The sequence below is a fragment of the Flavobacterium sp. Flavsp81 genome, assembly GCF_059491325.1.
The window spans coordinates 2,320,725-2,333,646 of the sequence record NZ_CP168505.1 but is presented as its reverse complement, the minus strand read 5'-3'; the positions used below and the strand labels follow the sequence as shown (position 1 = coordinate 2,333,646).

The following is a 12,922-nucleotide window of genomic DNA, read 5'->3' as shown; positions in this document are numbered from 1 at the left end:
TTTTAAAAATATAAATATTAACTAACCTTCGATCTTCGCAGAAAGCTCAAACCAGCGTTCTTCTTTTTGATCTATTTTGTTAATTATATTTTGTAATTCATTAGCTTTTTTCTCGATATCGGCATCTGCAACTTTTCCGTCTGAGAATAATTGTTCGATTTTCGTTTTATCAATTTCTAAATCTTTAATTTCCTTTTCCAGTTTTTGATATTCTTTTTGTTCGTTAAAAGTCAGGTTTCCTGTCGGATTATTTTGTTTCCAATCTTTCTTATCAGCTTTGTTTTCTTCTTTTTGGGCAACATCGGCACTATCTTCATAAGCTCTGAAATCAGAATAGTTTCCGGGGAAACTCTCTATTTCACCATTTCCTCTAAAAATAAATAAGTGATCGACAATTTTATCCATAAAATAACGGTCATGCGATACAACAAGTAAGCAGCCCGGATAATCTAAAAGGAAACTTTCCAAAACGTTTAGCGTTACAATATCTAAATCATTTGTAGGCTCATCCAAAATCAAAAAGTTTGGATTCTGAATCAAAACGGTACATAAATACAAACGTTTCAATTCGCCACCGCTTAATTTTTCGACAAAATCATATTGTTTTTTAGCATCAAAAAGAAAACGTTCCAACAACTGTGAAGCCGAAATCATTCTGCCTTTTGCAAGCGGAATAAATTCGCCGTATTCTTTAATGATATCGATAACACGCTGATTTGGTTTCGGATTGATTCCGCTTTGCGTATAATAGCCTACTTTTATGGTTTCTCCTTTTACAACTCGTCCGCTATCTAAAGGAAGCGTTCCGGTAAGCAGATTTAAAAAAGTTGATTTTCCGGTTCCGTTTTTTCCAATAATTCCGATACGTTCTCCACGTTGAAAATCAAAACTAAAATTGTCCAGAATAACATGATCCTTGAATTTTTTTGAAATTTTGTGAAGCTCGATAATCTTGCTTCCCATACGTTCCATATTAATTTCAAGCTCGACCTTATTTTCAAGACGACGGCTTTGTGCCTTTTCCTTAATTACGTAAAAATCATCCTGACGTGATTTAGATTTTGTAGTTCTCGCCTTTGGTTGACGGCGCATCCATTCTAATTCTTTTACAAATAAGTTTTTGGCTTTATCAACACTTGCATTTTCAGAGGCAATTCTTTCTTCCTTCTTTTCTAAGTAATAAGAATAATTTCCTTTGTATTGGTATAATTTTCCGTTGTCTAATTCAATGATTTCATTACAAACGCGCTCTAAAAAGAAACGATCATGCGTCACCATAAACAAGGTAATGTTTTCTTTAGCAAAATAACTTTCAAGCCATTCGATCATTTCAAGATCTAAATGGTTGGTGGGCTCATCTAAAATCAATAAATCCGGACGATTAATCAGAATGATAGCCAATGAAAGACGTTTCTTTTGTCCCCCGGAAAGATTTTTTACTTTTAGTTTAAAATCTTCCAGCTTTAATTTGAAAAGGATCTGTTTGTATTGTGTCTCGAAGTCCCAGGCATTATGCTGGTCCATTCCGTCAAAAGCTTTTTGATACGCTTCTTCATCATCCGGATTTTCTAATGCCTTTTCATAAGCTTCAATTACTTTAAGGGTTTCATTGTCCGAAGCGAAAATACTTTCTTCGATAGTCAGTTCTTCCTGCAAATTGTTGTTTTGCGAAAGAAAAGCCATTCTGATGCCTTTTCTTAAAACTACCTGACCTGTATCCGGTTCATCCAAACCGTTAATAATGCTCATGATGGTTGTTTTTCCGGAACCATTTTTGGCAATAAAAGCGATTTTTTGATCTTTATTGATTCCGAATGAGATGTTGTCAAATAAGGTTCTTTCCCCAAACGACTTCGATATATTTTCTACAGATAGGTAATTCACTTTGTAAATTATGAGTTATAAATTATAAATTGTGAATATTGACAAAACACAACTTTTTTGCAAAAGTAAGCTATTATATTGCTATTTGCGAATTATTTATGGAGATAAGAACTCAATAAAGGACTTAAATTAAAATAATGAATTTGCTGTGGGACATTTAAAATTGGTTTTCGTATTAAGGATTCATTAGTTAAATAATAATGTAAACCATCCCTTGTTGCAATGCCTTCAATTTGATGGAATGGAAGTTTGAGATTGATTTTTCGTTTGTTTCCTGATAAAAAATCATAATCTTTAAAATCATATAAAAGAAATAAAAAAGATTTTCCTTTTTTTGAATACCCGCAAAGTACAATCAATTTTTTCGACTCTAAATAAGTAGCGCCTGTTACCAAACCTTCTGTTTTTAATGTTTCTTTTAGTTTCGCAATATACCTTCCGGGCTGATTTGGTAAAACATAAATACCGGTTTTGGAAGCACCCCATTCTTTAGAAAATAAATAAATACTATCTTTTGATACAATAAAAGCTTCACAGTCAAAATTGGTTGTGTTTCCTTTTTGAAGTTTAAAATCGGTTTGGTCTGAATATGAAAATGAAATGGTATCAATAATTGGATTCTCTTCTAAAAAAGACTTTTTTGTGATTTTTAGAATCTGTAAATCGGTTCGGTTTCCGTTGTAATTATTTCCAAAATCGCCAATATATAAATGACTGCTGTCTTGTGAAATTTCCTCCCAATCATGATTCTCAGCTTTGTCGAGAATAATTTTTTTTCTAATTTTTCCTAAAGTATCCAGTCCATAAATCGTTTTATCATGATCGTCATTATGCGTCCATAATAAATTATCAAAAGCAATTAATCCTGAAGTTTCTTTAATAGAATCATTCAATCTGATCGAATACTGTGGCTTTGTTTTAAATGTTTCATACAAACAGCTTCCGTCGTTTTGCGTTGCATTAGAATTGTAATTTTTTGAAAGAGAATCTGTACAGCCAAAAGCTTGACTATAAGTTGTTGTAATGGATAGAAAGAAAAACAAAAAAGATATTTTCATAAATATGATGCAATAAACTAAAATTTTAAAAGTTATGTTTTGAAAGAAAGTTCAATTCGAAAATTTAGATTGATAATATATAAATGTATATAAATTTATGGAAATCATAATTTTAACAGGACAATTTTCAATTTAATTTAATATAGGATTTTTAAGGTTAAAAAACATGTCATTTCGTGCCTTATCTTTACAAAATTAGTTATCTTTAGTTAAAATAGCCGATATTTTTTGGATTGAAGTATATGTTGTTGATTTTGAGATTAGTGTCGTTATAAGGAGTCTTATTCGTAGTTTTTTTTGTTAATTTTAAGTTTAATACTTAAAAATTGTCAATACATTTGCACAAATTTTATTTTTTTCTAATTTCTAAAATGGGAGTTAGAATAGCGAAGCTGTGATTGTAAAGTGTGCTTTATAAGTTAAAAAAAGAAAGAAATGTTAATTTTTTCTATCCATATACAACATTCTTATGCTAAAAATGCAATTTGATCGTTACAGTTAAGACTAAAACACAAAAAAACACTCGATTTATTATATAACAAAAATTTTTAAAAGTTGCCCTTATGAAAAAAATATTTCTTGCCTTATTATTGATTACTACAGTTTCACAAGCTCAATACAGAATAAGATATGATAAGCTTTTTATGGAAGCCGGAATTGGATTAGCCATACCTTTATCAAGAGTATCACCATCTGGTGAAAACAGTCCAATATCACTAGTTCATGGTCAGGGATCATTACGTTATATGTTTGACGAAAATGTTGGGGTATTAGGGTCTTTAAGTTATGATCAGTTTAGTCATGGAATTCAAAAAAGTGATCAAATAATGGGAGGTTTAGAGCTTTGTTATAATTTAGGGAATGCCCTTGAATTATCAAGAAATACTGGAGGGCAATTTGGATTATTGGTTCATGGTGGAGCAGCAGTTGGAGTGATGTCCAGCAAATTTTTCAATCGCGATAAAATAGCTGCTTTAATGATAGGTGTAAAACCGTATGTTGCGTTAAATGAGAAAGTTTCTTTTTTTGCAGACTTAACCTATAAATCTACGTTGAGCCAAAAATTGTATTATAATGGAGATTTAATTGGAAAAGAGGCAACAGGCAGCAATCTGGGACTTACTTTTGGTTTTATAGTTGCTTTGGGACAAAATCGTTTCCATGCGGATTCTGCTTATTAATCTAAATGAGATTGTTTTAAAACATTTTCATATAAAAAAGATAATCAATGAAAATAGGTATAACTTTTAGTGCTTTTGATTTGCTTCATGCCGGGCATATTACGATGTTGGAAGAAGCCAAACGTCAATGTGATTATTTAATTTGTGCATTGCAGACTGATCCTACTTTGGATCGGCCTGAAAAAAACAGACCTACTCAAACTGTAGTAGAACGTTATATTCAATTAAAAGGATGTAAATTTGTAAATGAAATTGTTCCCTATGCTACCGAACAGGATTTAGAAGATATTTTACGCTCATTTAAAATTGATGTACGTATTATTGGTGATGAATATCGTGAGAAAAACTTTACTGGTCGTGAATACTGTGAGTCTAAAGGAATTGAATTGTATTTCAATACAAGAGATCATCGTTTTTCAAGTAGTGGACTAAGAAAAGTTGTAGCTGAAAAAGAAGCATTAAAGGTAATTAAGTAAAATGAAAAGTAATACGAAAATTTACATTGCAGGACACAACGGAATGGTGGGAAGTGCTATATGGAGAACACTCATTAATAAAGGATTTACAAATCTAATAGGAGTTTCCAGTAAAGAATTAGATCTCCGAAATCAGCAGGCCGTTCGGGATTTTATAGCTAAGGAAAATCCTGAAGTTATTATTGATGCCGCTGCTCGTGTAGGCGGAATTTTGGCTAACAATGATTATCCATATCAATTTATTATGGAAAATATGCAAATCCAGAATAACCTGATCGATTCGGCTTTACAAAATAATGTAGAGAAATTTATTTTTTTGGGAAGCTCTTGTATTTATCCAAAATTAGCACCACAGCCTTTGAAGGAAGATTATTTATTAACGGATACCTTAGAGCCAACTAATGAGTGGTATGCAATTGCCAAAATTACCGGAGTAAAAACATGTCAGGCCATAAGGAATCAGTTTGGAAAGGACTATGTGAGTTTGATGCCAACTAATTTGTATGGTACACATGATAATTTTGACTTAAATACATCACATGTTCTGCCGGCAATGATTCGAAAGTTTCATGAAGCCAAAGAAAACAATCATGCTCCCGTAACACTTTGGGGAAGCGGAACTCCGATGCGTGAATTCTTATTCGTAGATGATATGGCGCAGGCTGTCGTTTTTGCTTTAGAAAATAAATTACCGGACTATTTGTATAATGTAGGAACAGGGGAGGATTTAACCATTAAGGATTTGGCAGAAACCATTCAAAAGATTACAGGGCATAAAGGCGAAATTATCTGGGATTCTACTAAGCCCGATGGTACTCCAAGAAAATTAATGGATGTTACCAAAATGCATGATTTAGGCTGGAAACATAAAACTGAACTTCAGGAAGGAATTCAAAAAACATATAATTGGTTTTTAGAGAATAGTCAAGCGTTTAAGCAGGTAAAAATGTAATTAAAAAAGTAAGTGGTTAAAAGTTTTAACCATTAATCAAAAAATAATCGATTAAGCAGTTAACAAAAACACATATGAGCACACAAAAAGTAGCCCTTGTAACAGGAATCACTGGTCAGGATGGATCATATCTAGCCGAATTATTATTAGAAAAAGGATATCAGGTACACGGAGTCAAAAGACGTGCATCTTCTTTTAATACACAACGAATTGATCATATTTATCAGGATCAACACGAAGTACATGTTAATTTTAAGCTGCATTATGGAGATTTGACTGATTCTACTAATATTATTAGAATAATTCAGGAAGTACAACCTGATGAGATTTATAATTTAGGAGCGATGTCTCATGTAAAAGTATCTTTTGATTCTCCTGAGTATGTGGCTAACGTTGACGGAATAGGTACTTTAAGAATATTAGAAGCAGTAAGGTTATTAGGATTATGTGAAAAAACCAGAGTTTATCAGGCTTCCACTTCTGAGCTTTATGGGGGAATGACAGAAAATAAAAATGAAAAGGGATTTTATGATGAAAACTCACCATTTTACCCACGTTCTCCGTACGGTGCCGCTAAAATTTATGGTTTTTGGATTACTAAAAATTACAGGGAAGCCTATAACATGTTTGCATGTAATGGAATTCTTTTCAATCATGAATCTCCACGTCGAGGAGAAACTTTTGTAACGCGTAAAATAACTATGGCAACAGCTGCTATTGCAAAAGGAAAACAAGAATGTCTTTACCTAGGGAATCTAAATTCACAAAGAGATTGGGGACATGCAAAAGATTATGTCGAAGCAATGTGGAGAATTTTGCAACAAGATACGCCTGAAGATTATGTGATAGCCACAGGAGTAACTACTTACATTAGAGATTTCGTGATTATGGCTTTTGCGGAAGTTGGAATAGAACTGACTTTTGAAGGAGAAAATGAAAGTGAAGTAGCTAAAATTATAGCCTGCAACAATCCGTTATATCAATTAGAAAAAGGGAAAGTAGTAGTGCGTGTAGATCCGGAATATTATCGTCCTACAGAAGTAGATCTACTAATTGGAGATCCAACAAAATCCAAAACTAAACTAGGTTGGAAGCCTCAATACGATTTGGCCTCTTTGGTAAAAGAGATGGTAGCAAGCGATTTAAAGTTGTTTTAAAACGATAATAAAAGAAAGTGGCTTTAAGCAGCTGGACTAGCTTAAAATATTATTCTCAAATAAAAAAGGTCTAAGAGCAAGCCAATATATGATTAGTCAATTAGCTCAAATTACTTATGAAGGATAAATTTTCCAAACTCAAAGCACATCCTAAATATAATAATTGGATGCAGTGGGGAAAATTAATAAGTATTACAGGGGGAGCCCAGGTTTTAATTCAGATTATTAGCTTTGGGTGTGGTATTTTTATCATTAGAAATTTTTCAATTGCAGAATATGCGATTTATACACTTGCTAATACAATGTTGGGTGCTATGAATATTTTAGCAGATGGAGGGATTGTTTCAGGAGTAATTGCAGAAGGAGGAAAAGTTTGGCAAGATAAAGATAAATTAGGTGCAGTTATTACTACTGGAATGTGTCTTAGAAAGAAATTTGCTATAGGTAGTATTTTAATTGCAGGTTCAGTATTGGTTTATCTATTGATGCATAATAATGCTAGTTGGTATTATGCTCTTTTTATATTACTGTCATTAATTCCTGTTTTTTATGCTAATCTTTCGGATTCCTTACTGGAAATTGCACCTAAATTGCATCAGGATATCAAGCCCTTACAAAAAAATCAAGTAATGGCAAATATTGGCAGGTTATTATTAACTATTCCCGCTGTTTTTTTTATTCCTTTTACACCAATTGCTATAATTACTACAGGAATTCCAAGGATAATAGCAAACTTTAAACTAAAAAAAATATCCGATAAGTTTGTAAATTCAAATCAAAAAGAGAATGTTATAATAAAAAGAAATATATTACAAATGGTCAAACGTATTTTGCCAGGCGATGTATATAATATTTTTTCTACCAATATAACGGTCTGGATTTTATCTATTGTAGGTGCAACTGCTTCAATAGCACAAGTTGGAGCATTATTTAGAATTGGCGCCATTTTATCTTTGTTTACTATCGTATTTAATACGATAATTGTACCTCGATATTCCAGACTACCTGAAGTAAAAAAAGAATTGCAAAAAAAAATGATACAAATTCAATTGCTTTTATTGAGTGTTAGTTTTGCAATTGTTTTTTTTAGCTGGCTTTTTTCAAACCAAATAATTTGGTTGTTAGGTAATAGTTATAAAAATCTGGATTCTGAATTAATTTTAACGGTAATCATTTTTTGTCTGAACATTACTTCAACCATAATTTATGCACTTTGCAGAGGAAGAGGTTGGGTCATAAATCCAATTTTGAGTATAGGTATTAATTTGTTATCAATACTCTTGGGTGCTTTTATTTTTGATATTATAAATTTAAAAGGAATCTTGATATTCAACATTGCAGTCTCAGCTGTACTCGTAATAATGCACGGTGGGTATTCCTATTTTAGACTGCAAAAATTAACAGTATAAAGAAGAATATATGAGTAAAACAAAATATGAGATTGATGTTCAAAATAGATCCTTGTTTCGTTATTACTTAGGAATAGGAGCAAGATTGAAAAAGTATTTATATTATTCTTACACAAGATATATTGCAAGAAAAAATGGTGCAGCAATTGGGGAGAATGTAGTCTTACCTCTTTCGTTGGCGAAAAAAGCAAATAGTAACCTTGTAATAGGAAATAATACCTCAATACAAACTGATTTAATAGATATACGGGCAAAAGTATTTATTGGCAACAATGTAATTATCGGGGCTGGTGTCGAAATTCTTACTTGCAGCCATGCAATCGATTCGCCTGATTGGGAATTTAAATCGTATGGCATTATAATAGAAGATTACGTCTGGATAGCTACGCGAGCTTTTATTTTGCCTTCATGTAGAAAAATAGCATATGGTGCAGTTTGTGCTGCTGGTGCTTTGGTAGCTAGAGATGTTGAAACAATGAATGTTATTAGTGGTAATCCGGCGGTATACTTAAAAACTAGAAAACAAGTTCATAATAATTTAGTTGTTCCATCACTTTTAGGTGGTGATCTTATAAAATATATGCAAGCAAGAAAATTTAATATTAAAATTGATTAATTATTAAATTGTTACTTATTAAGAACCGCTGATGTTAAAAAGTTTATGAAAGTTATTATTTCACATCCTACAGGTAATCAAAATTCAAGAAATACAGTAGAAGCTTTGAAGAAAAGCAACTTATTGGATACGTTTTATACTTCTCTGGGGATTTATGAAGATAGTATTTTGAATAAACTGAATTTTGGTGTATTTAAAGATATTTCCAGAAGATCTTATTCAACACAATTAAAAGGAAAGATTAAATATCATCCTAATCTTGAACTATTAAGATTATTGTTTGTTAAATTTAAGATGACAAAATTTTATAAGTCTCCTAATTCAAAATTTTCAGTTCAAAATGTATTTGAAGATTTTGATTGTTTTGTTGCTAAAAATTTATTCAAAAGTGATGCAGATATAATTTATTCTTATGCGGGAACAGCTTATCATACTTTTTGTGAAGCCTCGAAGCACAATATTTATAAAATATATGAGCAGCATGGTTGTTATTGGAGTTTTTTTGAAAATGTAGCAAAGCAAGAAATTGAAGATAATCCAATTTGGTCTAATAGTATTAATATCTCTCTTTTAGAATATGAACATAAAGATAGACTTGAACTTGAGCTTGAAATGGCTGATAGTATTATTGTGGCCAGTCAATTTTGCGCCGATTCAGTTCCATTGCATTTTAAAGAGAAAACGGTTGTAATTCCATACGGTTTTCCAAAATCTATTGAAAACATTCAATTTAAACAGAATAAAAAATTAAAGATTTTATTTGTTGGTAATTTATCACAGCTTAAAGGTCTTTCCTATCTTTTTGAGGCTGTCGATCCATATAAAGAATTTGTTGAACTTTCATTAATAGGTTCATTACCTTCTAAGGAAACTGAAATTTTAAATGATAAATTAAAAGATTATATTTATTTAGGAACAATGTCAAATGATAAAGTTCTTAACCAAATGAGACTACATGATATATTAGTATTTCCAACTTTACTTGATGCTTTTGGAATGGTGATTTCTGAAGCGATGTCACAGGGACTCCCAGTTATTACAACAAAAAACAGTGCGGGCTTTGAATTAATTGACCATGGTAAAAATGGTTGGGTTGTTCCTGCAAGATCTAGTGAAGCGATAAAAGAAATCATTGAAATGATTTTGTTGAATCCTGCACTTACTAAAGAAATAGGAGAAGAAGCGTTGAAAAAATCAAAAACAAGAAGTTGGGAAAAATATCAATTAGAAATTGCTGGTTTTATTTCGAATATTAGTTTGGATGAAAAATAAATCAAATAAAGAAAAATCTAAAAAAAGGATAGAAATTGCAATTTGGATATATTTTTTTCTTTTAATTTTTGAAGGTGCTTTACGAAAATGGTTTCTACCTTCATTGTCAAATGAATTAATTCTTATAAGAGATCCAATTGCAGTAGTAATTATTTTTATAGCTTATAAAAGTAATCTATTATCAGAGGTAAATAAAAAATATTTTATATTTCCTTTACTTGGAATTTTATCATTTATTATGACTTTAGTTGTGGGGCATGGTTCGTTACCAATTGCTCTTTTTGGGATTAGGCCATTTATTTTGCATTTACCAGTTGCATTTATTATTGGGACAATTTTTGACAGAAGGTTAGTAATTAAAATTGGAATCGTAATGATGTACTTACTCATTCCAATGACTATAATTTTAATTTTACAATTTTATAGTCCACAAAGTGCTTGGATAAACAGAGGTGTTGGTAACGACATAGAAGGAAGTGGTTTTGGAGGAGCCTTAGGGTTTTTTCGTTCCTCAGGTACTTTTTCTTTTATTAACGGTTTGACATTGTTTTATGGATTAGCATCCGCATTTACATTTTATTTTATTCTCGAGCCGAAATATCTAAAAAAAACTGTTTTGTTTTTTTGTATTATAGCAATTACGCTATCTATACCATTTACCATTAGCAGAACGGTTTTCTTTCAAAATATTCTATCTCTAATTTTTTTATTATTTATTTTATTTAGGAAACCAAAGTCTCTTAAGAATTTTATTTTGGTATTCTTTTTCAGTTGTTTAGTAGTTATGATTTTTGCTGATAACAAGTATGTCGTTACAGCATTAGAAGCTTTCTCGTCAAGATTTGAAAATGCTAATGAAACAGAAGGAGGTATCAAAGATTCCCTCATTAATAGAACTCTTGGAACATCTTTAGATATGATTTCATCTAATGAAACGACTTTTTTTGGTGAAGGACTTGGTATGTATTCAAATGTAGGAATTCAAACATTTGGCATTAAAAATTATAAAGTCGCCGATTTTGAATGGATAAAAAGTATTTCAGAAATGGGATTGATATTTGGTTTTGCTTTTATTTTTTTTAGAATCAAAATGGTATTTGATTTTTTTGTTCAATCTATGAAAAAAATTAAAGAAAATGATTATTTATCTTGGATGTTGCTTAGTTTTGGATGTGTAATAATTATGCAAGGTCAATTGTCTCAACCTACTTCTTTGGGTTTTTTTACTTTAATAATAGGTTTAATTATGGCTTCTTTAAAAAGAATAAAATATAATGATAGAATAAAAACATATAGTAATTATTCAAAATTATCGTTTAATAAAAAGAATAGAAGTGAATTTTTATATACATCTAAATGAGTAAAATATATAAAATTTTAGCACATAATTTCTTTGCAATAATTTATTTTAATTTTAAGATGCTGCCATTTTCTCAGGCAGTTAAACTTCCTTTCGATTTTTATTATAAAATTAGATTTGAAGACTTATCCGGCAAAGTAATCTTGAATAGTCCAAAAATAACCAGAGGAATGATTAGAATTGGTGGTAGAGGTTCAGAAATGTTTTCACGTCACACTACTATTATTGATTTAAAAGGAGTTCTTAAAATAGAGGGTATTTTAGAAGTGGGACATGGTTGCTTATTACGAGTCGAAAAAAAAGGTGTTTTGTCTACGGGTAATAATGTACGGATTGGAGCTTTAAGTAAGGTTTTTTGTGAAAATAGTATTTTGTTCAAAGATGAAATTGATTTCAGTTGGGAATGTCAAATTTTCGATACTAATTTTCATTATATTAAAGATGTTACAGATAATTCAATAGATGATAAGATTGGGTGTGTTGAAATTGGTTCATATAACTGGTTTGGTAACCGAATAACTGTTATGAAAGGAACTAAAACTCCTGATTATTTTATTATAGCTTCAAATAGTTTATGCAATAAAAACTATCTAAATCTCCCACAGAACTCTGTTATTGGTGGCTTTCCTGCCAGATTAATCGGAGAAAATAAAAAAAGAATATTCGAAAATTTGGAAGATACTTCAAAATTTGATAACAACAAATGAACCCAAAACAAAGTATAGCTGTTTTATTAACCTGTTTTAATAGAAAAGAAAAAACAATAAATTGCTTAAATCAGCTTTTTAAGCTTAAAAATGATTTAAATGTATATTTAGTTGACGATGGTTCAACAGATGGTACTAGCAAAGCAGTATTAACAGATTTTCCTCAAGTAAATTTAATTAAAGGATCAGGTAATTTATTTTGGAATAAAGGCATGCGTTTGGCTTGGGAACATGCAGCCCAAAATAATTATGAGTATTATCTTTGGTTAAATGATGATGTTGTTATTTATGAGAATTGTTTTGATGAGCTTTTTTCATGCTTAGAACTGACAGAAAACAAAGCTATTATATCAGGAATTATTGAAACTTGTGATAAGAAAAACACTTTATATGGAGGTTTTGATTCTAATAAGAAACTGATTCAACCAAATGGGAAGCTAAATCCTATTAAAAACCTGAATGGAAATGTTGTTATTATACCTAAAGAAGTTTATAAAGTTTTAGGGAACTTAGATATTCATTATCACCATGATTTAGGAGATGTTGATTACGGTTTGAGAGCACAAAATAAAGGTATTGGTGTTTATACTACCAGAATTGCAATTGCAAGTGGTGATAAAAATGATATTTGCCGAATAAGGCAAAATAGTACTACTATTTTAAAAAGATTTAAAAAGTTATATTCTCCTTTAGGAGCTAATCCGAAAATTATTTTTTATTACAGAAATAAATATTTTGGAACATTCAATGCTATATCCTATTTCATTTTTTTGCATTTTATAAACCTAATTCCAGATAAATTGAACAAACTTCTATTTGGTAATCGTTATGTTTAAATTCATTAAAATAA

Annotated in this window: 12 protein-coding genes; 10 read left to right on the top strand and 2 right to left on the bottom strand. The window is 30.6% G+C overall.

Annotated features, from left to right (window positions below; translation table 11 throughout):
- Positions 1 to 21: 21 nt before the first annotated feature.
- Positions 22 to 1,884 (bottom strand): ABC-F family ATP-binding cassette domain-containing protein, encoded by a 1,863-nt coding sequence (locus ACEN92_RS09465; protein WP_495642120.1) that lies wholly within the window; start codon positions 1,882 to 1,884, stop codon positions 22 to 24.
- Between the two features lie 92 nt (positions 1,885 to 1,976).
- Entirely contained in the window at positions 1,977 to 2,942 is a 966-nt protein-coding gene (locus tag ACEN92_RS09460; protein WP_495642119.1) for a T9SS C-terminal target domain-containing protein, read from the bottom strand.
- 563 nt (positions 2,943 to 3,505) lie between these two features.
- On the opposite strand from ACEN92_RS09460, the gene ACEN92_RS09455 reads away from it, so the two are divergent.
- The 10 genes from ACEN92_RS09455 to ACEN92_RS09410 all read left to right on the top strand — a co-directional run bounded on the left by ACEN92_RS09455 (position 3,506) and on the right by ACEN92_RS09410 (position 12,908).
- Complete coding sequence (locus ACEN92_RS09455; protein ID WP_495642118.1) at positions 3,506 to 4,123, top strand: hypothetical protein; 618 nt, start codon at positions 3,506 to 3,508, stop codon at positions 4,121 to 4,123.
- Between the two features lie 47 nt (positions 4,124 to 4,170).
- On the top strand, positions 4,171 to 4,599 hold the full coding sequence (locus ACEN92_RS09450; protein WP_495642117.1) for an adenylyltransferase/cytidyltransferase family protein: 429 nt from the start codon (positions 4,171 to 4,173) through the stop codon (positions 4,597 to 4,599).
- 1 nt (position 4,600) lies between these two features.
- Positions 4,601 to 5,551, top strand: coding sequence for a GDP-L-fucose synthase family protein (locus ACEN92_RS09445; RefSeq protein WP_495642116.1), 951 nt, complete (start codon positions 4,601 to 4,603; stop codon positions 5,549 to 5,551).
- Positions 5,552 to 5,625: 74 nt separating this feature from the next.
- Entirely contained in the window at positions 5,626 to 6,708 is a 1,083-nt protein-coding gene (gmd, locus tag ACEN92_RS09440) for a GDP-mannose 4,6-dehydratase (protein ID WP_495642115.1), read from the top strand.
- A gap of 116 nt (positions 6,709 to 6,824) precedes the next feature.
- Entirely contained in the window at positions 6,825 to 8,117 is a 1,293-nt protein-coding gene (locus ACEN92_RS09435; RefSeq protein WP_495642114.1) for a lipopolysaccharide biosynthesis protein, read from the top strand.
- A 10-nt stretch (positions 8,118 to 8,127) separates the two neighbouring features.
- Complete coding sequence (locus ACEN92_RS09430; protein WP_495642113.1) at positions 8,128 to 8,733, top strand: acyltransferase; 606 nt, start codon at positions 8,128 to 8,130, stop codon at positions 8,731 to 8,733.
- A 45-nt stretch (positions 8,734 to 8,778) separates the two neighbouring features.
- Positions 8,779 to 10,005: a glycosyltransferase family 4 protein gene (locus tag ACEN92_RS09425; RefSeq protein WP_495642112.1), complete on the top strand. Its 1,227-nt coding sequence runs from the start codon at positions 8,779 to 8,781 to the stop codon at positions 10,003 to 10,005.
- Positions 9,995 to 11,365 carry a hypothetical protein gene (locus ACEN92_RS09420; RefSeq protein ID WP_495642111.1) on the top strand — a complete coding sequence of 457 codons (1,371 nt, stop codon included), beginning with the start codon at positions 9,995 to 9,997 and terminating at the stop codon, positions 11,363 to 11,365. The genes ACEN92_RS09425 and ACEN92_RS09420 overlap by 11 nt, the downstream gene beginning before the upstream one ends.
- Complete coding sequence (locus ACEN92_RS09415; RefSeq protein WP_495642110.1) at positions 11,362 to 12,072, top strand: LbetaH domain-containing protein; 711 nt, start codon at positions 11,362 to 11,364, stop codon at positions 12,070 to 12,072. The genes ACEN92_RS09420 and ACEN92_RS09415 overlap by 4 nt, the downstream gene beginning before the upstream one ends.
- Positions 12,069 to 12,908 carry a glycosyltransferase family 2 protein gene (locus ACEN92_RS09410; protein ID WP_495642109.1) on the top strand — a complete coding sequence of 280 codons (840 nt, stop codon included), beginning with the start codon at positions 12,069 to 12,071 and terminating at the stop codon, positions 12,906 to 12,908. Before ACEN92_RS09415 ends, ACEN92_RS09410 begins: the two co-directional genes overlap by 4 nt.
- The last annotated feature ends 14 nt before the right edge of the window (positions 12,909 to 12,922 follow it).